The sequence below is a fragment of the Streptococcus mitis genome (assembly GCF_000960005.1).
In the GTDB taxonomy this organism is placed as follows: Bacteria; Bacillota; Bacilli; order Lactobacillales; family Streptococcaceae; genus Streptococcus; species Streptococcus mitis_CK.
This window is the reverse complement of the sequence record NZ_JYGP01000002.1, coordinates 562460-583918: the sequence shown is the minus strand read 5'-3', so window position 1 is coordinate 583918 and position 21459 is coordinate 562460. Positions and strand designations below refer to the sequence as shown.

Below are 21459 nucleotides of genomic sequence, written 5' to 3'. Positions count from 1 at the left end.
TAGAAAGGAGACCTCATGACACTTCCAGTTAGAAAATCCCTACACGATGCGGTTTTACAGGCTTCAAAAGCTAATACTTGGGAACAAGCTACCAAGGAATGGAATGAAGTTTCCTTGATTTTTAACGGTATCGGCCGTAGCAATTGTGTCTGTGGAAATGCCATCAAGTACGCCTACGAACTCTTTAATGGTGTCACAGGCCAACGCCTCTTTCCGATTGGTAGCGACTGTGTTCGGCATTTTCATCGATTGACCCTTGACCAGCAACTGGAAAAGGAAGAAAAACTGCTCAGAAAGGTCGAAAATTTGACCAGAAAAGCTAAGAAAAAGGAAAAAATCAAGGTCAATAAAAGTGACTTTGACGAGCGACTTCTAAAATGGCTCTGGGAAAAAGGTGTTTTCAAGCCTAATCGTGGCAATCAGTTCTCACCTGAGAAAGACTATCAGCTCTTCCTAGAAGTCTTTCAAGGAGGAAGTTGGACCAAGGCAGAACCCAAGAAGAAAGCTCGGATGGAGGAAGTTCTTGAAAAATGTATCAAACCCTTTTTACTTGGAAAATCAGATGACCAACTCTACCTTGTCAAGCTAGGTAAGGAGAAAATTGACTACGAACAAGAACTCCGTATCCAGGCAGAGAAAGAGCGCAAGAAGAGGGATAAAATCGCCAAACAATATGCAGACAATCTGGTTCTAGCCATGGGACCAGCAGAGCGGGTCTATCAAGATTACTTTGGCTTTACGGAGACACTGACTCAAGAAGAACGCAAGTGGGAAAAAATTCTTTTTGGTAAAAATCGAACAGAACGGGCTGTCAAGGCCAAACAATACCAAAAAGAGCTGGAAAAAGACCAACGAATTGCTAGTCAGGATCCAATTGAAAGAAAGCAGAAGCAGACCTGGCTCCTCAATTCCTATTTTCGTGAGCTTCCTGAAGAAAAAGCCCGATTTTCTAGGCTCTTATTAGAATATCGAAAAAGTGGTGAAGTACCCTTTTCAACCGAATATTTGTCAGAATATCTCATCGACTTTTTCTATAAAATGAAAGCTTTTGAGTTTGAAATCGCACCAGAACAAGTCCGAGACTTTTTAAAAGAAAGCCTTCAAGCAGATCATCTCTCCTCAGCACAGGAAAGCTGGATAGAAGGAATTCTCCTCAACTGCATCAAACCATTTTTAGAACGATTATTGATATGAGTAACACCTACCGTGGAAATGCCATGGTAGGTGATAGTTTTAATAGTCAGTGTCATTATTATTCTCAACAGATTTATTCGAAAACAAAACACGCTTATTTATATATGCTTTGTTATACTAGATAACTTTTAAAATCTTATAAGAATAACTAGCTTATTTTAATGTTTCGTAGTATAATAACATCAGGAAAACAAACTGTATAAACCATTATTTATAGGTTATTCAAAAAGCTTATATATATGTGTTGAATTATTTATTACAGTGCCCAAAACTCTATTATATAAGGAAATATTACATGATTGATATCCACTCTCACATTGTTTTTGGTGTAGATGATGGACCAAGCACAATTGAAGAAAGCCTAGCTCTTCTGAAAGAAGCTTTTTCACAGGGAGTTCGTACAATTGTATCCACTTCACATCGTCGTAAAAATATGTTTGAAACTCCAGAAGATACAATTATGACCAACTTTAAAGAGGTTCAAGCACTTGCTAAGAAAGAACTGCCTGACTTAACTATTTTATATGGAGCTGAAATATACTTCACCCAAGATGCTCTTGACAAATTGGAAAGCAAGCAGATTCCTACTCTGAACGATACACAATATGCTTTGATTGAATTCAGTACTCATACACCCTATTGGGAAATCCGCAATGCAGTAAATAAAGTTTTATTGTTAGGTATTAGACCTGTCATTGCCCATATTGAACGCTATGCTGAACTAGAAAAAAATGAAAAAAGAGTTAAAGAGCTGATAGATATGGGATGTTATACTCAAATAAATAGTTCAAGCGTTCTTAAGCCTAAAATATTCGGGGATAAGTATCGCTTACTCAAAAAAAGAGCTCAATATTTTCTTGCCCATAATCTAGTTCACTGTGTGGCTAGCGATATGCATAATCTAAGCTCAAGACCGCCATATATGAAGCAAGCATTTGACGCGATTAGTCATCAGTATGGAAAGGAAAGAGCAGAAGAATTATTTTTAGTGAATCCTCAGTTGATTATATCGAACAAAAATATTTAGCAACATTTAATTTAGGTGTATTTCCTGTATTTTAATCACGTAAGCTTGAAAATCTTATTTTTTTATGTTATATTGAACTGTATGATTTAATTCTTGGTAAATATACATATTTTTATTAGTTCTAACTTTTTTATACTTGGAACTATATATATATATATATGCATCAACGTAGTGAGTGGCGCACGCATATATATGCGTGCGCCTTAGTTTTTTCTAGGAGAATGATGCTTATGTATAGGAGAATTAAGAGAATTATAGGTCTTCTAATTTCTATACCCTCATTACTATTAATTATCCCGATTTGTTTAATAGCATGTATCTTTATTGTAATCGAATCAAGTGGTAATCCTATTTATATACAAGAACGAATTGGTTTAAATGGACAAAGTTTTTCAATTTATAAACTCCGATCCATGTATCAAGATGCTGAAAAGAATGGTCATAAATGGGCGAGCAAAAATGATACACGCATTACAAAAGTTGGACGTTTTATTCGTAAAACACGAATTGATGAATTACCACAAATCATTAATGTAATTAAAGGTGAGATGTCCATTATTGGACCACGACCAGAACGACCAGAGTTTATCAATGAATTTTTGAAAGATATCCCTAATTTTAATGAACGTTTAGCTGTCCGCCCAGGAATCACAGGATGGGCTCAAGTAAATGGTGGTTATGAATTAACTCCTAAAGATAAATTAGTCTACGATCTATTCTATATCAATCACGAAAGTATCAAGTTAGATTTTCTTATACTATTAAAAACAATTAAAGTGATGGTTACCGGGAACGGATCTAGGTAGTTCTAAGAAAGAAAAAATAAATAAAAGGAAACAAACAATAATATGACTATTTTTAATAAAAATATTAATAGAGTTTTTTCTTTGATAAAAAGCAAACTACTATTTTTACTTCTATTTACTATAGTAGGGACGACAGCAGTTGGTCTATATACTGTTTTTATCATTTCTCCTATATACAGTGTATCCTCTAAGCTCATAATGAAGAACACTTCAAGTCAAACAAATGGGCAAAATAATGATGCGCAAACGATTGAAGCTATAAACCTCTTTCAAAGACAAGCTAAGACTTATTTAGAGATAGCAGATCTTCCCCCTGTAAAAGATGAGACCAATAAAGCATTAAGCTTATCACCAGATGAAATTTCAAAAATCAAGTCTGTTAAATTAACAAATGACTCAGGTTCTCAGTTGGTCACAATAACAGTGAGAGGACTAGATCGAAATTTAGCTGAACGTTATATTAAAGAGTATGTGTCTCAGTACAAGAAATTTACAGCAGATAGATTAGGGCGCGACAACTTGTCAGTTGTTACAGAAGCACTGGGAAGTGATTCTCCAGTTTATCCCGTTCTATGGAAGAATCTTCTTGTATCTATTCTAGTATTTTCTTTTGTAGGATTTAATGTTATTTTCATCAAATATGTACTGAGTGATTCGATTGATTCTTACGAAGACTTGGAAGAGTTAGTGGGAACACCTGTTCTCGGGATGATTCCGACTATAGAGAGAAAGAGAAGAGGTGAGTGACATGCATATCGAAGTTATTCATAACAGTAAATCCATCGTAGCTGAGTCCTTTAGAACTTTAAGGAGTAATCTTCAGTTCTCAGAATTTGGAAAAAATATTAAAATCATTGTCGTTACAAGTGCCAACCCCAATGAAGGCAAGAGTGAAGTCAGTATCAATCTTGCCGCTTCTTTGGCCCAACAGGGGAAAAGAGTGATTATCATAGACGCGGATATGCGTAAACCAACTCAACATAAATTAACCGAGCTAAATAACACTGAAGGACTCAGTACCTTTCTATTAAAGAAGTCAGGAGTAGATTCTATTAATCATTTGACGATAAATGATGTGAATTTAGATGTACTGACTTCAGGACCTGTTCCGCCTAATCCTTCTGAGATGTTAGCTAGTTCTTCTATGGATGAAACACTTAAAGCATTTGAGGATTTTTATGACTATGTCATTATCGATACACCTCCCTTGCTAGCAGCAACTGATGCCCAAGTTTTAGCCAGTATTTCGGATGCTACCCTTCTGGTAGTAGATATCAAAAAATCAAAACGACGACAAATAATAGAAGCAAAAAGAAGATTAGACCATGTTGGAGCTAGACTACTTGGTGTGATAATGAATAAAATTGATTCACATAAAGATACCTATTATTACTATTATTAAACTAACTATTTGAAAGGCAGGAGAGAAAAAATGACAATCTATCTTTTAATGTTCGTCTATATCTCTTTCCTTGCCTTTTTCTCATTAAAATATGAGGATAAAGTAAAAGAGTTAGGTTTCCTTGTTCTTCCGACTTTTTTCTTTTTTTTAATCATTGCGGGTTTTCGTACTTCTAGCGTCGGAGGAGACTTAGGAACTTATATCCATATTTTTGAATCGAATCATTTACAACTTCCGGATTTATCAAATCTATTTCGTTCTCGATTTGAACTTGGTTATTTAGTAAGTAATATTTTCCTAAGAAACTTTAGTGAGCACTATCCATTTTTATTATTTTCCTATGCCTTTATAACTTTAATTGCCTGGTTTCTTGTGCTTTATAAGCATTCTAAAAATGTTTACATGAGTTTACTGATTTACTTCAGCTCGTTAGGACTCTTTTTTTATTCTTTATCAAATATCAGGCAAGGTCTAGCGATCGCTTTAAGTTTTTTAGGGTTTCACTACGTAGTAAAAAACAAGAAGATTTTAGCATGGGTATTTATCTTACTAACTCCCTTATTTCATACATCTGGTATCGTCTGCCTCTTGTTTTTCCCCCTTAAAAAAATCGTTTTAAATAAAAGAATATACCAATTTGTGTTCCTTGCATTTCTAATCATCTTACCTTTTATCAAACAAATTGCAACTATCTTTATTTCTTTCTTCCCTCAGTATACTTCCTATCTGGAATCATCATGGTTTTTGGAAAGCAATAAATGGGCACCTGTATTTTTAACAATTTGGTATGGTATCGTTCTGGTCTTTGGAGAAGTAGTGATTAGAAAACAGAAGTTATCGACTGAAGAAGAATTTATAAGAACTTTGTTCTTTATCTCCTTTTTATTTACCGCGTCAACATTGCAAACAAGTCTTTTTGGCAGATTCGCACACTATTTTACCCCCTTTATTTGCCTATATATCCCCATGATTTTATCTAAAATAGGTGAAAAAAAAATTCAGTGGATTTTATTTTATTTGGTAATATTGGTTTATGCTGCAATCTTTCTAGTCATTGTTTATTTTAAAGCTGACTGGTACCATGTCGTTCCCTACCGTTCAGTTATTGTAGATTGGTTATTTGGAAATTAGGTTTAGGAGTTATAAAATGAAATTTTCAGTTCTAACGACAGTCTATAAAAAAGAGACTCCTACAAATTTAAGGAAAAGTTTACTAAGTTCTTATCAGCAGACCCTTAAACCGACAGAAATCATTTTAGTTTGTGATGGCGAATTGACTGAAGAGTTAGAAATAGAAATCCAAAAGTTGCAGAGAGAAATTCCGATTTTAAAGGTTTTTCATTTACCTGAAAACTTAGGCTCAGGACCAGCCTCTCTCTTTGGAGTTAATCAATGCCAAACAGAATTCATTGCAAGAATGGACAGTGATGATTATTCTCTAGAAACAAGGTTTGAGAAGCAATTAGCAGCCTTTGAAAAAAATCCCGACCTCATCATGGTTGGTTCCAATATCCTAGAGAAAAATACAGAGTTTACCGCCTTAAAGAAAGTACCAGAAACTACAGCCGAAATTCGTCAATATTCGAAAATGAGAAATCCCTTTAATAATCCTTCTAGTATGATGAAAAAAGAGTATATCTTGAAGGCTGGTAATTATCGTGAATTCCGCTATCTAGAGGATTATGACCTCACAATGAGATTGTTACACGATAATCCAACCAAGGATTTTTTGAATATCCAAGAACCTTTAGTTGTTATGCAAACAAATGATTCTAGCTACCTACGTAGAGGTGGTTTCTTGTATGTAAAGACGGACTTTATGCTCCAATTAGATTTTTATCGTAGAAGAGACATTAGTCTAGCAGAATTTCTTAGAAATATTTTCCTGCGTAACGCGGTTCGAATTCTTCCGAATTCAGTTAGGAAATGGGTCTATAAGAAAAAAATGAGAGAAGATGTAGAGGTGGTTAGGAAGATATGAAGAGAGTCATTACATACGGAACATTTGATTTATTGCATTACGGTCATATTAATCTTTTAAAAAGGGCAAAAGCTTTGGGAGATTATCTCATTGTCGGGCTTTCTACCAATGAATTTAATAGACTAGAAAAGAATAAAGAATGTTATTTTGATTACGAAAAAAGAAAATCTTTATTAGAGGCTATCAGATATGTGGATCTCGTCATACCAGAAGAAAATTGGGATCAAAAAATCTCAGACATAGAAAAGTATCATGCTGATGTGTTTGTCATTGGAGATGATTGGCAGGGAAAATTTGATTATTTAAGTGATTTTGGAATAGAGGTTGTTTACCTATCACGAACAAAAGAAATTTCAACTTCTAAGATAAAGAATGATTTGAATCAAGGAAACTAGGATGAAATATCAGGTCATACATGTAACAGGTGGTGTAAGGAATACCATGAGTGGGGTACAAAGTTTTATCAAAAATCATATCCCAAATAATGATCAAGAGTTTGAATATATGGTTGGAGAGTCAAATGGAGAGGCTCATTTCCCATTTAATCAATACCTAGATGAAAAAGAAATCAAACGCATTGTATTTCCTGCCCTAAAGATTTCTAAATTATTTGCCTATGCGAGAGAGTGTCGTCAATTTTATAAAAGTAATAAAATTGACATTCTCCATGTCCATACTCCTATAACTGCTTTTATACATAATTACTATGCTCGAAAAAATGGTGTTCCAGTTAGGATTTACCACAATCATAGTAGCCAATTTTCAGACACTTGGTTAAAAAGTATTCGCAATCGATTTTTGGTCTTTCTAGCCTTGAAAAATGCGACCCATCGTATCTCTTGTGGCCAATTAGCTGGACTGAAGATATTTGGAAAGAAATCTTTTCAAATCCTTCCAAATGCAATTGACATCGATAAGTATCGCTTTTCTCCAACTTTTCGAGAAGAAATCCGCAAAGAGTTTCATATAGCTGAACATCAAAAAGTAGTAGGGATGATTGGCATTTTAAATCCCTTCAAAAATCAGAGTTTTTTGATTGAAGTTGCCAAAGAATTACCTGACGTTACCTTTTTCTTTGTTGGTGAAGGGCCAGATCGTGCTATTTTAGAAGAAAATAGTAAGGATTTGAAGAATGTTATCTTCTCAGGAAAAAGAGAAGATGTTCATAAATTTTATTCAGCCTTTGATATTTTTGCCTTTCCTTCTTTGTATGAAGGTTTCCCAATCGTGCTTGTAGAGGCTCAGTGTTCTGGAGTCGATATTCTCATGAATGAAACGATTGATCCAACAACTCAGATCGTTAGTGAACTCTGCACAGCCATGCCTCTAGATAAGCCTAAATGGGTAAACTATATCGAAAAGACGCCTATCAATGAGAAACAACGACAGCTAAATGAACACCTAAAGCCGTTTGACATTGAAGAAAATGTTCAAAATTTAAAAGAAATTTATAAGCAAGGTTTAAAAAGAGAATGATCAACTATTTAAAACCCTTACTGTTTAAAGTAAGTGATTTTACTTATAAACTAAATAAAATGATTCCCAAGAAAAGGAACAGAATTGTTCTCTATTCTAACTGGGGTTTCAGAGATAATCTTAGAACCCTCTATCACTATTTAGTGGATAATGGCTATCAGGAAACATACGAAATCGTTTGTGCTTCAAATGATTTTTATCATTTAGAAAAAGAAAAGAATGTGAAGTATGTTTCTATTTATCAAGGTTTCTTTTATTTTTTAACATCTAAATATTTTTTCTATTCTTTTGGCAAGTATCCCATCAAACCTGCTCCAAACCAGATGGTTGTCAACTTGTGGCATGGAATGCCCTTGAAAAAAATTGGGAATCTTGAAGTTGGCATGGAAAAGATTGACTATAATTTCTTTACAAAATTAGTCTCCTCTTCAGATTTATTTACTCCAATCATGAAAGCAGCCTTTAATGCTAAGGACGAGCAGATGCTTCTTGTTGGCAATATTCGAAATGATGAGCTCTTTAAAGAGAAAGAGGAGAAGAAAATCATCTGGATGCCAACCTACCGTAATTCTAAAAACTATCATGATAGCCAAGCAGCACTGATATTTTCTTTAGAAGAAGAGGATTTTCAAAACATAGAAGAACTACTTTCAAACTATGGCTATCAACTTTACATTAAACTTCATCCTCTTGAGGAATCTCAGTTAAAATTTGAAATGAATTATTCGACCATTCATCTATTGACAGAAGATATCATTAGTGAGCAGTATGGGACTTTATATACCTTTTTGGGCACAACCAGTGCATTGATTACAGATTATTCTTCAGTATTTTTAGACTATTATTTATTAAATAGACCCGTAGCATTTACCATTAATGATTATGAGGAATACAAAGAAAAAAGAGGCTTTGTGTTTGAAGATGTGAAGAGTTTAATGGTGGGAAGTGTCATTCGTGATTCGCATGATTTATTAGATTTCCTAGCGAGTGTCATGAAATCTGAAGATCCTTATATTGAAGAACGAAAAAAAGTTAATAACAAGGTAAATGCCATTCAAAAAGATTTTACAAAGACACTTTTGGATGAAATTGGATTAAGGAAATAAGGTTAGGATAAAGAATGATTAGTGTAATCGTACCTGTTTATAATGTAGAAACTTATCTGGAAGAATGTTTAGACAGCATTCAAAACCAAACCTACACAGACTTTGAAGTCCTTTTAGTCAATGATGGTTCAACAGATAGATCAAAAGCTATTTGTGAACGTTATTGTAAAGAGAATCGTCGCTTTCACTTGTTGAATCAAGAGAATCAAGGATTGAGCGCTGCACGAAATACTGGTGTAGCAGCTTCAAGAGGGGAGTTTATTGCATTTGTAGATAGTGATGACATGATTCTAGCGAACTATTTAGAAACCTTAATACACTATATGCGTGAAGACGTAGATATTGTGGAAAGTCAGTTTACCGTATCTAACGAGGAATTTCTTGCTAAAAGTTTTAAAGAACCAAGTATTCTATTCGAAGGGAACTCTCAAGAAGCAGTAAAAATTTTCCCTAAACATGTTTTAAATGTTAATGCAGTTACAAAACTTTATAGAAGATCAATTGTTGAAGCTGTTCCTTATATAGATGGGGTGATTTTTGAAGATGTTTATTGTGGAATTGGAATGTTAAAATATATTCGAAAAATCATTAAAATTGATTATAAAGGTTATTATTATCGACAACATCAAGCTAGTATCATGCATCGAACCTTTACTCCTAAAAATCTAGATATCTTTACAGTAAGCGACCAATTGATAGACTTGTATTCCGATAGGGAAGAACTTCTTCCTTACATTGGCAGCTTCCTAGTTCATTTAGCAACCATGCATTATCAAGACTATATCCAAAAAGGAAATCCATATGCAAAAGTCTATAATCAAAAATTAGCAGAGTATGTAGCTATAACGAAGAAAAATCCTGAGGTTGCCAAAAGTTCGCGTATGATTAGACTTTATAACCTGTGTCCAAGATATTACAACACCATCCTATTTCCCTTCTATCACTCTATATGGAAATGGAAAAATGGTATTAGGGAAGACAAGTTAGAGGAATGATGAAATACAATTCAAGAGGGGAAAAGGAAAATGATTAGCTTAATCGTTCCAGTTTATAACGTGGAAGAATATCTGGAAGAATGTCTAGAAAGTATTCGAAAGCAAACCTATCAAGATATAGAAGTCATTTTAGTCAATGATGGTTCAACAGATGGCTCCCAAGCTATTTGTGAGTATTTTTGCCAAACAGATAAGCGTTTCCGATTGATCAATCAAAAAAATCAAGGTCAAAGTGTAGCCAGAAATCATGGCGTAAAAGAATCCCTTGGTGAATATATCATGTTTGTCGATAGTGATGATGTCATTAAAGCAAATATACTAGACGTATTACTATCCTATATGAAGGCGGATGTGGATTTAGTAGAATGTAGTCTTGTTCGCAATCAAGAAGAATTGCATAAAAATAAACCGATTCGAGTTATTTTCGAAGGTAATTCAACGGCAGCCATTATTAAATGTATAGCACTTAAAGAAGTGAATTATTCCCCATGTGCAAAATTATATAGAAGAGAAATTATTGAAAAAGTTCCATTTTTAGAAGGTGTTATTTACGAGGATGTTTATACAGGAATTAATTTTTTAAAAAATATTCGAAAAATGGTAGTTGTTGATTTAACTGGGTATTATTACCGATTTAGTCCGAATAGTACTATGACAACTTCTTTTAATGAGAAAAATTTAGATATTTTTAAAGTTGGAAATCAATTAATAGCATCCTTCCAAGATGATGCATATTTATTACCGTATATTGGATACTTTATGTTTTATCTAGGAGTTAGTCATTATTACAGAGATGGCATTACGAAGAAGAGTCCTTGTGTTAGTTTGTATGAGAATTTTATAAAGGAGTCTGCTTTTATTGCGAAGCAATCTCAAGAAGTTGTTCGAAAATACCGTTTACTAAGAATGTATTTCATAGCGCCAAAATATTTTTTAACGATTACTCATCCAGTGTATCAGTTTCTGTATAAAGGATGGAGTAAATTTAGAAAGTTTATTCACAAAAGACAAATGAAGGAGCTTATGAACAAAAATGATTAGTATAATTGTACCTGTTTATAATGTGGAAGAATATCTGGAAGAATGTCTAGAAAGTATTCGAAAGCAAACCTATCAAGATATAGAAGTCATTTTAGTCAATGATGGTTCAACAGATGGCTCCCAAGCTATTTGTGAGTATTTTTGCCAAACAGATAAGCGTTTCCGATTGATCAATCAAAAAAATCAAGGTCAAAGTGTAGCCAGAAATCATGGCGTAAAAGAATCCCTTGGTGAATATATCATGTTTGTTGATAGTGATGATGTTGTAAGTCTTGGTCTGTTAGAACAACTAATGAAGTATATGTCTAATGGGATTGATATTGTAGAATGTGATAGAACTGAGGCTATTCAATGTTTAAATGAAGAAAAAAAAGAAATTGATGTTAAAGAATTTGATTCAAATGAAGCCTTATATCAATGCTTTCATCACGGGGTAAGTTGGAGCCCTGTCGCAAAACTCTATCGTCGTGAAATAGTGGAGAAAGTCCCGTTTTTAGAAAATTTAATTTATGAAGATTTTTATACTGGAATCGTCTCTTTAAAGTATATTCAAAAAATGAGAAAAATTGACTATATTGGTTATTATTATCGATATCATACTTCTAGTACAATGAATCAGAACTATTCAGAAAAGAATCTTGATATTTTTAAAGTTGGAAAAAAATTATTAGAGGAATTTAGAGAAGATAATTGGTTACCTTATGTAGGGAATATGTTATTTTTAGTCGGTATTGGTCATTTTAAAAAGTATAACATAAGAGTTGGACATCCATATTATCAGTTATATGTTGATGAGATTCATAAATATGCCGAAATAGCTAAGAAATCATCAGATATTTTCAATTCTAGTAAACTATTAAGATGGTATAGTTATTCATCAAAATATTTTTTTAGTTTATATTATCCTCTGTATTTAAGATATTTAGACATTCGAAAAAAATGGAAAATTTAATAGGAGCCTATTTATGATTAGTGTCATTGTACCTGTTTATAATGTTGAAGAGTATCTGAAAGAATGTTTAGATAGTATTCAATGTCAAACTTATAGCAATATTGAAGTAATACTTGTTAACGATGGTTCTACGGATCATTCACAAGAAATTTGTGAGCGCTATTGTCAACAAGATCCTCGCTTTCACTTAATCAATCAAGCAAATAAAGGATTAAGTGGGGCTCGTAATCGTGGTATGATTGAATCTAAAGGCGAATTGATCACTTTTGTAGACAGTGATGATGTCATTAAAGATGATATGTTGGAGCAATTGATAAAACAGGTTACCTCAGATGATATTGATATTGTAGAGTGTTGGTATACGAATGATCAAAAAGAAATAGAAATCCCTTCTCCCGAGAATGTCAAAATTATTTTTCAAGGGAATAGCAAAGAAGCTTTAGTCTCTTTATGTAAAGATAATATTGTCCGTTTGAATGCAGTTGCTAAACTATTTCGAAGACAAGTGATTCTCAATTTCCCATTTTTAGAAGGTTTATTTTATGAAGATGTATATGGAGGAATGGGAATCTTAAAACATATTCATAAAATGGTGAAAATCGATTATATAGGATATTATTATCGCGTGCGTTCTGGTAGTATTATGAATCGCGAATTTAGTTTGAAAAATTTGGATTTGTTTGCGATTTGTGATAAAGTGGAGCAACTATATGATGGAAATGCTGACTCACTCCCATACGTACAACGTCGCTTATTCCATTTAGTTTTGATGCACGTTGTCGACTATCGTATATTTGAGGGAAATCCCTATCAAGAGAAATATGTAGAATATTTGAATCGTTACGCTAAAAGTTCAAGTAAATCATTATTAATGCGGGCTTATCGATTGTTCCCACAAAATATTGTGTTTATTTCAAGAGTTGTTGGAGCTATTCAATGGAGATTTGAAAAATATATTGTAAAAAGATTTTGGAGAGGGTTGAAGTAGTATGAATTATTACTTAAAGGAATTTTATGCGGAAGCCAAACATGCAGGATCTAAAGCAAGATTAGATGCTGAAAAAATAATGCTAGAAGCAGGATATCAACCTTTTTCCCTAAATAATGATTCAAATCCCATCACTTTGACAAAAAATGATGTGTTAGTTCTTCAATTTCCGTTATTATGGCATACCTTAAAAAAACAAATTTTTACGAGATTTTTGAAAAATAGAACATTCAAAGCTTATTTGCTGATTCACGATATCGAGTCCCTGAGAAATAAAAAAATCAAGTCATTTACAGATTTCAAATATTCCATTATCCATTTTTTACAAAATAAAACAGTCCTTGAAAAAGTCGATGGTATTATCGCCCATAATGAAAAGATGAAAGCAGAACTTGTGCGATTAGGAATACCGGAAGAGAAGATTGTTTCCTTAGAGATATTTGACTATTTGATTCCACATTATAAAGAGAAGAAAGCTTATGAAAAAGAAACTATTTTGTTAGCTGGAAATTTCGATATTCGGAAAACAAAATACGCAAGACAATTACCCGAAAAACCAGATTTTTCTATTTATGGCATTAACTTTGAAGAGGAGAATCTTCCTCACAACGTTCATTATCAAGGTGCTTTTTCTCCTGATGAACTCCCTAATCGCTTACATGGCGGCTTTGGGTTAGTCTGGGACGGAGATAGTCCTCATACTTGTAGTGGGATGTATGGAGAGTATTTAAAGATGAATAACCCACATAAAGCTTCTCTATATTTAGCATCTGGATTTCCAATTATTGTTTGGGGTCAGTCAGCTCTTGCTGATTTTGTAAGAAATAACAATTGTGGAATACTCATAAATTCTTTGTTTGAAACTACAGAAACTTTAAAATCGATTTCTGAAGATGAGTATCAAGAATTGATAAAAAACAGTAAGAGAATTGGAAGAAAAATTCGACAAGGACATTATCTAAAAACAGCTTTAGAAAAATGTGAAAGGGAACTATAAAATTGTGAAACTGCAATCCGTACAAGAAAAAATGACTCGGTATGGTCAAATTTTAAAACATTATGGGCCTAAATTAACATTTGCCTACTATCTTACACAACAGTCTCATTCAAAAAACTATGACTTTAGTAAAAAGATTATTTTAGATTTTGTTCTAAAATTACGAAAAGAAGCTCAAATAGATGAATCGAGTAGTGAAAAAAAAGAGGTTACAACAGAATTTCCAAAAATTATTTGGACAATGTGGCAACAGGGAGAAGCTCAAATGCCTGAGACGGTCCAGGCTTCAATGAAGACCATAAAAGACTTCGCCAAAAGAAATGACTGTGAATTCTATTTATTGACGGATCAAAATCTGGCAGATTTCATCAATATTCCAAGAAACATCACCGAAAAATACAAGAAAAAAGAATTATCAGCTGCGCATTATTCCGATATTATTCGTTTTAGTCTCTTATACCAATACGGTGGAATATGGATGGATGCAACCTTATTTGTATCTCCATACGCCACGGTAAAAATGTTTGAAGGGGACTTTTTTAGTTTGAATCATCCACCGACATATCCTGAGCAAATGGAGCGAACGATTGGTGATTTTAAATGGTCAGGTTTTTTCCTTGCAGGACAAAAAGGGGGAGCTCATTTCAAACATATTCGGGATTTATATATGTACTATGTACGTAAATATCCAGTCTTTATTCATTACCTGATGATGGATTATTTTATTTTGTCCGAATATACTTCAAATTCTGAATTTAGATCATTAGTGGATACATTGCCTGTTTTAGAAACTGCTGAGAGAGTGTGGTTTTTAAGAGAACATGCTGATAAACTTTTTGATGAAAACGAATGGGAAGAAGTGTTGAAAACAACACCAATTATGAAAACCACTTATAAAATTAATAAAGAAGAGGTCGTTCCAGAAAGTTATCTGGAGCAACTTTTACAAGGAAAATTAAAGGAATAGATGAAATACACGAAAAAAAGTAGAACCGAATTTGCCACATTAAATACAAGTATTGCTCTTGTATTGCAACCTTTTCAAGTACTTCTTGGCTTTATCAATCGAACTATTTTTATCAATTTACTTGGGGTAACCTATCTAGGATTAAACAATTATTTGTCTAGCTTAGTTTCTATCCTGTCTTTGGCAGAATTAGGGGTTGCTGGAGCCATGAGCTATGCACTATATGGACCCTTAGACAGAGGAGAACATGGAAAAATCAATGCCTTTATGATTCTTTTCAAAAAATTATATAGAATCATTGGCTTTTCTATTTTTATACTGGGCGCTATACTTTCTTTATTTCTTCCTTATATGATAAAGGATTATACGGTAAATAGTGAAGTATATTTGATTTTTTTCCTCTTTGTATTTAACTCAGCTTCCAGCTATTTTTTCTCCTATAAACGAACCTTACTTTATGTCGATCAGCGTAATTATGTGATGACTTTGATTGACTTTGGATTAAATACGCTTCGTGTATGCTTGCAAATCGGAATTTTATTCTTTACCCAAAATTATATCTTTTATCTATTGATCAGTATCATGATGAATTTTATAGGGAATATCATCATGTCGGGGATTGTAGATAGATTGTATAGTTACTTGTTTAAGAATGAGATAACACCCATTAATCAGGAGGAAAAAGAAAAATTTATCCGAAATATCAAAGGAAATATAGTCGGTAGTATTGGAGAAACGATTGTTTTTCAAACAGATAGTATTCTAATGGCAAGTTTTGTCAGCTTAGCAGCTATAGGTATTTATGGGAATTATACCTATGTTTTAGGATTTCTTTCACTGATTTTAAATACTGCGATTAATTCAGTTGTTTCTTCCGTAGGTAACTTAGTCCATTCGGAATCTACGACAGTAGCAGATATGGTTAAATTCCTAAAAAAATTCCAATTTATTGCTTTTAGCCTGATTTATTTTGCTAGCTTAGGCTATTTAATGTTCATTCATCCATTTATGACTATCTGGTTAGGTGAGAGTTTTTCATTTAATTATACGATTGAGATTTTGATTGTCCTTCATTTTTTCCTAACTTTTTATAGAAGACCGATTCTAACGTTGATTTCAGTTTATGGATTAAGTTATGAGCAAAATAAAAAAGTTATCGTCGAGATTTTATTAAATATTTCCCTTTCACTCTACTTTTTAGCGATTTTAGATTTAGGGGTATCTGGAATTTTATTGGGTACGATTTGTTCAACAGTCTTGACCTGTACATGGTATGAACCCTATAGCGCCTTTAAGTATGGATTGAAAGCTTCCTCAAAGGACTTTTTTAAAACAATGTTACAAGATTTCTCAGTTGTAGGGATGAGTATCCTACTTTTGAGTTTACTGGATAATTTACTCTTAACTCAGCTAGATTTCATTATCAGTTTGACTATCAAAATAGTCCTTTATTTGACAGTATTGGGTAGCTATGTTTTCCTATTTAGAAATCATGAAGGTGGAAGACAAATTATACAGATGATTCAAAAAGTGTTAAAGTTAAAAAAATAAGGAGAAATCAATGAAGAGAATATTGGTTTGTGGTCTAGTTCCAGATATTGGTGGGTTGGAAAAAATTGTTTTAGATTTTTATAATCAGATTGATATCTCTGAATTTGAACTGGAATTTTTACTACAAGGTTCTGAAGATGTTGAATTTAGTGAGCATTTTAAAAAGCTTTGCCGCAATCCTCTCGTCGTTCATAGAATCCCTAAGTTAAGACCTCATGTTAAACAGGCATTAAAGGAATGGGATCGTTTCTTTAAGAAGAATGCTCATCGTTATGATATTTTATGGTCCAATCAAAATGGTCTGACTCATCTAGAATTTTTAAAATTAGCAAAAAAATATGGGATAAAAAAAAGAATAGTACATGGACATTGTGCGACAGCAGATAAATTTTATCGTTTTATTCACCCCATAAATCGACTTTTTGTTGGAAAATATGCGACAGATTTTTGGGCGTGTGGGCTTGAGGCTGCTAATCATTTTTATCATGGAAAAGAAAGAGAAAAAGCTTTAGTGATTCATAATGCCATTGAGGTAGAAAAGTTTTTATATGATGAAAAGAAAAAAATTCAACTTCGAAAAGAATATCATATTCCAGAAGATTGTTTTGTTGTAGGACAAGTTTCTCGTTTATATGAAAAACAAAAAAATCAAAGTTTTTGTGTGAAGGTTTTTTCTGAAATCGTCAAAAAAGAACCAAATTCTCGTCTCGTATTTATCGGAAGAGGAGATACTGAGTTTTTAGAAAATGTGGCAAAAGAATATGGAGTAGCAGACAAAGTCATCTTTACAGGCTTGACCACTAATGTCGGAAAAATGCTAAATATTCTAGATGTTTTCTTCTTCCCATCAAATTTTGAGGGATTACCGATTGTATTAATTGAAGCACAAGCAAATGGATTACCTGTTGTAACAGCAAATCATTTACCAGACGCAAGGATACTAAATAACTATGATAAAAGTCTGTCTTTGCATGATTCTCTTGAAGAATGGGCAGATAAGATTTTGTCTGTCAGAGATCATCGAGAGCTTGATAAAGCAAAGGTGAAGCAGCTGATAGATGAAAACGGGTACGAGATTGAATCAGCAACCAGACAGTTGGAAAAAATATTTAATGAGTAATAAAAAAGTTGATGGAGAGGACAAACATGTCTTCTCTAATTTCATTTCAATCAGACCATTATCCGGTAGTTTCATAAATAAAATTAGGTATGTTTTAATAGTACTTCTAAAAGATATTGCATAAAAATATATTTTGATTATTTTATCAGATGATTAATTAACTTAATTGAATGCAATACGACTAATTTTATATTTAATAATCTCATGGATTAGAGATAGGTATTTGCTGAAAATTAATATATTAAAAAATGAGATTGCATTCAATTTTCCTTAATAAAATAGCTTTTCTAGACAAAAGCTTATGCAAAAAAGAATAATTTATGATAGAATAGAAGGCAAGAAAGAAAACGTTTTTACAATTTTTTCAATCCGAAGGAGATATATTATGGCTACAATTCAATGGTTGGTCTAGAAGATTTAAAATAATAAAACATTGTGAAGTAGAATAAATGCTTAAAACCCTTGAAATTCAAGGGTTTTTATTGGTTTAGATTTTAATTCTTCACATTGTTATATGTGCTTGATTGAGCAATAATCATCAATAAAAACATTTTTTTGGTGTTGAGTTTGGTGTTCAAATATTTATTATGTTACGGAAAGGAATTTCACAATCTTTCCGTTTTTTTATTTTCAGGAGGGAAAATGACAAAAGAATTACAATCATCACGCTATATTGTCATTTCATTTTTAGTACGTGAAATGGGAATTGACATTGTTGAAGCCATCTCTCTTATGGCTGAATTAGAAAAAAGTGGCTTGGTTCGATTGGAATCAAGTGGGGATTTAATACTCAAAGAACTTGGAGGAGCGCTATGAAACGAATTACCGCAAATCAATACCAAACTTCAGAACGGTATTATAAATTACCTAAAATTCTTTTTGAGGATGAGAAATATATGGATATGAAACTAGAAGTAAAGGTAGCTTATTCTATTTTAAAAGATCGTTTAGAATTATCTCTTAGTCGTGGTTGGATAGATGAAGAAGGAGCAGTCTATTTAGTATTTTCTAATTCTAAACTGATGAGGCTGTTAGGTTGTTCGAAGTCAAAACTACTATCAATCAAAAAAGTTCTTAAAGAATATGACTTAATTGATGAAGTCCAACAGTCTTCAAGTGAAAAAGGGAGACTAGCTAATAAGATTTATTTAGGGGAATTATCTTCTACCCCAGTAGCTAGTTCGAACAGGCCTAGTGTTAAAAAAAGACTAGGGCAGGTTGAAAATGAAACGCCCCCCGTCTCATATTCAGCCCCTAGTGAGACTGAAGTTAGTGAGACTAAATATAGTGAGACTGATTCTTTATTTATTGAGGATGAGGAGGATGGGAATACTCAACCTATTTTGAAAAGAAAAGTAGAAAAGGTCACCAAATATGATCGAGATTATATTTGGGGATTGGTACAAGATCAATTTAGACGAGAAGGTTTTTCTGAAACAGCCAGTGAAATTGCTATGACTGATTTTGAGAGAATCTATCAGTATGCTCTTGACAATGTTCGCTTTGTTAGACGAGCGGAAGTTTTGGCTGAATTTGTGTTTAACGGCTTGTATTCTGTTTGGAATAACCGTGTTAGAAAAGGAGGTGGTTAAAATGTCGCCAATCGAGTGGATATTAGTTATGCTCATTGTCATTTCAAGTGGAGTGACAGTTCTGACAATGATAGTCGATAAGAAAGGGGTGATAAAGAAATGAGATTTATTGATTTATTTTCAGGTATCGGTGGCTTTCGACTTGGAATGGAAAGTGTCGGACACGAGTGTATTGGATTTTGTGAGATTGATAAATTTGCTAGGAAATCTTATAAGTCCATTTTTCAAACGGAAGGAGAAATCGAATTTCATGACATACGAGATGTTTCAGATGACGAATTTAAAAAACTTAGAGGGAAAGTCGATGTCATCTGTGGGGGATTCCCTTGTCAAGCATTTTCAATCGCAGGAAGACGATTGGGATTTGAAGATACTAGAGGAACTTTGTTCTTTGAAATTGCTCGAGCGACCAAACAAATCCAACCACGTTTTCTTTTTCTTGAAAATGTTAAAGGCCTACTCAATCACGATAAGGGACGGACGTTCACCACAATCCTTACCACACTTGATGAGTTGGGGTTTGATGTTGAGTGGCAGGTGCTTAACAGTAAGGATTTTGGCGTTCCCCAAAACAGAGAGAGGGTGTTTATTATCGGACATTCTAGAAAGAAAGGTACCAGACTCTTATTTCCTTTCAGACGAGAAGGTCAAGCAACTAACTCTGAGACTTTGAAAGCACTAGGAAATTTGAATCCATCAAGAAGTGGAATGAGTGGTAAAGTATATTATTCAGAAGGTCTTGCTCCAACCTTAGTTCGTGGAAAAGGAGAAGGATTTAAAGTTGCGATTCCTTGTATGACACCAGACAGATTAGAAAAAAGACAAAATGGTAGACGTTTCAAGGATAATCAAGAGCCAATGTTTACTTTAAATACTCAGGATCGCCATGGTATTGTCGTTGTTGGAGATTTACCAACTAGCTTTAAGGAAACTGGTCGCGTCTATGGAAGTGAGGGCTTATCTCCAACACTGACTACGATGCAAGGTGGAGATAAAATCCCCAAAATACTGATTCCAGAACCAATCCAATTTCTAAAAGTCCGAGAGGCAACGAAAAAAGGATATGCTCAAGCAGAGATTGGGGATTCAATCAATTTAGAAAGACCAAGTTCTCAGTATCGTCGTGGTAGAGTTGGAAAAGGTATAGCGAATACGTTAACAACTGGTGGTCAAATGGGAGTAGTAGTGGCTAGCTATGAAGGAGAAGATAAACAAGTTTACCATGTTGCTGGTATTTTAATAAATGGACAATTTTACCGTCTGAGGATTCGACGAATCACTCCTAAAGAGTGTTTTCGCTTGCAGGGTTTTCCTGATTGGGCTTTTGAAGCTGCTAGAAAAGTCTCTAGTAATAGTCAGCTTTATAAACAAGCTGGTAATAGTGTAACCGTTCCTGTGATTGCCGCAATCGCAAAGAAATTAAAAGAAATAGAGGAAAAAGATGAAAGCGTTAAATAAAGAGTCAATACTATATTGTGATGAATTAGAAACAGAATTACATGATGCAGAAATGATGCAGTTGGATGAACAAATATTTTTGATGCCCAATTATCCATGTGAGTTTGAAGTGAAATTTTTAGATTATTACCATAAAAAACACAATTACCCACTATTTTATGAATCCTATCTTCAAAACATTATGGAATTCCTTGAAAGTCAGGATATAAAGAACGGAGCTGATGCCTTTGTAGATGATCATCAGAATCTTGTTTTTGTTTTATATGGGCAAGGCTATCGAGCCGAGGGAAAAGAGGGAATACTTACAACTCAAGTAACTGTAAAAGCTTATGATGAAGACAAGAAATCAGTTAACTTCTCAAATTTATTAGATTCCTTAATCGTTTCAGAATATCAAATGGAACCGAATCTTTGGGAGGTCTCCCATGATTGATTTCTATCTAAGTAAAAATAACCATAGAAATCAACTTCTTTTAGAATTCTTCCAAAACTATGGCATTGAGGTATCCTGTCATTCGATTTCTGAAATGACAAGAGATAAATTAATTGAGCTGATGAGCTATTCTTCAGATTGTTTTGAGTTTTTATCTCCAAATTTATTACGTTTTAAGAATCGAGATAACCTAAAATTAACAGATTTCATCGAAATGATATTAAAAAATCCTGAACTAACCATCAGACTTCCTCTTGCGGTTTCAAATAAGCGAGTTTATCCAAATCTGAATCTGGAGGAGGCTAGAGCTTTATTGCCAAGAGATACGAAACAATTGATTTACATGGCACAAACACATTATTTATCTAACTAA

At 33.4% G+C, this 21459-nt stretch carries 23 protein-coding genes; all 23 read left to right on the top strand.

From position 1 onward, the window contains the following. Nucleotides 1-15: 15 nt before the first annotated feature. The 23 genes from TZ90_RS04290 (at nucleotide 16) to TZ90_RS04185 (ending at nucleotide 21459) form a co-directional block, all read left to right on the top strand. Entirely contained in the window at nucleotides 16-1194 is a 1179-nt protein-coding gene (locus TZ90_RS04290) for a hypothetical protein (RefSeq protein WP_045611660.1), read from the top strand. Between the two features lie 295 nt (nucleotides 1195-1489). Beyond that, entirely contained in the window at nucleotides 1490-2221 is a 732-nt protein-coding gene (gene cps4B, locus TZ90_RS04285; RefSeq protein ID WP_045611657.1) for a capsular polysaccharide biosynthesis protein Cps4B, read from the top strand. A 230-nt stretch (nucleotides 2222-2451) separates the two neighbouring features. Further along, nucleotides 2452-3027, top strand: a complete 576-nt coding sequence (locus tag TZ90_RS04280) for a sugar transferase (RefSeq protein ID WP_052691054.1) — start codon at nucleotides 2452-2454, stop codon at nucleotides 3025-3027. A gap of 42 nt (nucleotides 3028-3069) precedes the next feature. Beyond that, nucleotides 3070-3774, top strand: coding sequence for a YveK family protein (locus tag TZ90_RS04275; protein ID WP_045611656.1), 705 nt, complete (start codon nucleotides 3070-3072; stop codon nucleotides 3772-3774). 1 nt (nucleotide 3775) lies between these two features. Beyond that, a complete protein-coding gene (locus tag TZ90_RS04270) occupies nucleotides 3776-4429 on the top strand; it encodes a CpsD/CapB family tyrosine-protein kinase (protein ID WP_045611653.1) in 654 nt (217 codons plus the stop codon). A gap of 30 nt (nucleotides 4430-4459) precedes the next feature. Continuing rightward, the gene (locus TZ90_RS04265; protein ID WP_045611651.1) at nucleotides 4460-5560 is read left to right on the top strand and encodes an EpsG family protein; all 1101 of its coding nucleotides are present in this window, start codon (nucleotides 4460-4462) and stop codon (nucleotides 5558-5560) included. 16 nt (nucleotides 5561-5576) lie between these two features. Beyond that, nucleotides 5577-6410: a glycosyltransferase gene (locus tag TZ90_RS04260; RefSeq protein ID WP_045611648.1), complete on the top strand. Its 834-nt coding sequence runs from the start codon at nucleotides 5577-5579 to the stop codon at nucleotides 6408-6410. Further along, nucleotides 6407-6805, top strand: coding sequence for a glycerol-3-phosphate cytidylyltransferase (gene tagD, locus TZ90_RS04255; RefSeq protein WP_045611645.1), 399 nt, complete (start codon nucleotides 6407-6409; stop codon nucleotides 6803-6805). The genes TZ90_RS04260 and tagD overlap by 4 nt, the downstream gene beginning before the upstream one ends. A gap of 1 nt (nucleotide 6806) precedes the next feature. Further along, nucleotides 6807-7886 carry a glycosyltransferase gene (locus TZ90_RS04250; RefSeq protein WP_045611643.1) on the top strand — a complete coding sequence of 360 codons (1080 nt, stop codon included), beginning with the start codon at nucleotides 6807-6809 and terminating at the stop codon, nucleotides 7884-7886. After that, entirely contained in the window at nucleotides 7883-8992 is a 1110-nt protein-coding gene (locus tag TZ90_RS04245; RefSeq protein ID WP_045611641.1) for a CDP-glycerol glycerophosphotransferase family protein, read from the top strand. The genes TZ90_RS04250 and TZ90_RS04245 overlap by 4 nt, the downstream gene beginning before the upstream one ends. Before the next feature lie 14 nt (nucleotides 8993-9006). Then, nucleotides 9007-9987, top strand: coding sequence for a glycosyltransferase family 2 protein (locus TZ90_RS04240; protein WP_045611639.1), 981 nt, complete (start codon nucleotides 9007-9009; stop codon nucleotides 9985-9987). A 30-nt stretch (nucleotides 9988-10017) separates the two neighbouring features. After that, a complete protein-coding gene (locus tag TZ90_RS04235) occupies nucleotides 10018-11028 on the top strand; it encodes a glycosyltransferase family 2 protein (protein WP_045611638.1) in 1011 nt (336 codons plus the stop codon). Further along, a complete protein-coding gene (locus TZ90_RS04230; RefSeq protein ID WP_045611637.1) occupies nucleotides 11021-11980 on the top strand; it encodes a glycosyltransferase family 2 protein in 960 nt (319 codons plus the stop codon). Before TZ90_RS04235 ends, TZ90_RS04230 begins: the two co-directional genes overlap by 8 nt. A 13-nt stretch (nucleotides 11981-11993) precedes the next feature. After that, nucleotides 11994-12968 (top strand): glycosyltransferase family 2 protein, encoded by a 975-nt coding sequence (locus TZ90_RS04225; protein WP_045611636.1) that lies wholly within the window; start codon nucleotides 11994-11996, stop codon nucleotides 12966-12968. Between the two features lies 1 nt (nucleotide 12969). Beyond that, nucleotides 12970-13965, top strand: coding sequence for a glycosyltransferase (locus TZ90_RS04220; RefSeq protein WP_045611635.1), 996 nt, complete (start codon nucleotides 12970-12972; stop codon nucleotides 13963-13965). Between the two features lie 4 nt (nucleotides 13966-13969). Beyond that, complete coding sequence (locus TZ90_RS04215) at nucleotides 13970-14932, top strand: capsular polysaccharide synthesis protein (protein ID WP_045612567.1); 963 nt, start codon at nucleotides 13970-13972, stop codon at nucleotides 14930-14932. Continuing rightward, nucleotides 14933-16483 (top strand): lipopolysaccharide biosynthesis protein, encoded by a 1551-nt coding sequence (locus TZ90_RS04210; protein WP_045611634.1) that lies wholly within the window; start codon nucleotides 14933-14935, stop codon nucleotides 16481-16483. Between the two features lie 10 nt (nucleotides 16484-16493). Continuing rightward, nucleotides 16494-17603 (top strand): glycosyltransferase, encoded by a 1110-nt coding sequence (locus tag TZ90_RS04205; protein ID WP_045611631.1) that lies wholly within the window; start codon nucleotides 16494-16496, stop codon nucleotides 17601-17603. Nucleotides 17604-18245: 642 nt separating this feature from the next. After that, entirely contained in the window at nucleotides 18246-18419 is a 174-nt protein-coding gene (locus tag TZ90_RS09895; protein WP_000159607.1) for a hypothetical protein, read from the top strand. After that, nucleotides 18416-19195 carry a replication initiator protein A gene (locus TZ90_RS04200; protein WP_045611627.1) on the top strand — a complete coding sequence of 260 codons (780 nt, stop codon included), beginning with the start codon at nucleotides 18416-18418 and terminating at the stop codon, nucleotides 19193-19195. Before TZ90_RS09895 ends, TZ90_RS04200 begins: the two co-directional genes overlap by 4 nt. A gap of 99 nt (nucleotides 19196-19294) precedes the next feature. Continuing rightward, nucleotides 19295-20653, top strand: coding sequence for a DNA (cytosine-5-)-methyltransferase (gene dcm, locus TZ90_RS04195; RefSeq protein ID WP_045611625.1), 1359 nt, complete (start codon nucleotides 19295-19297; stop codon nucleotides 20651-20653). Then, entirely contained in the window at nucleotides 20637-21086 is a 450-nt protein-coding gene (locus tag TZ90_RS04190) for a hypothetical protein (RefSeq protein ID WP_045611623.1), read from the top strand. The genes dcm and TZ90_RS04190 overlap by 17 nt, the downstream gene beginning before the upstream one ends. Then, the gene (locus TZ90_RS04185; protein ID WP_045611619.1) at nucleotides 21079-21459 is read left to right on the top strand and encodes a thioredoxin domain-containing protein; all 381 of its coding nucleotides are present in this window, start codon (nucleotides 21079-21081) and stop codon (nucleotides 21457-21459) included. The genes TZ90_RS04190 and TZ90_RS04185 overlap by 8 nt, the downstream gene beginning before the upstream one ends.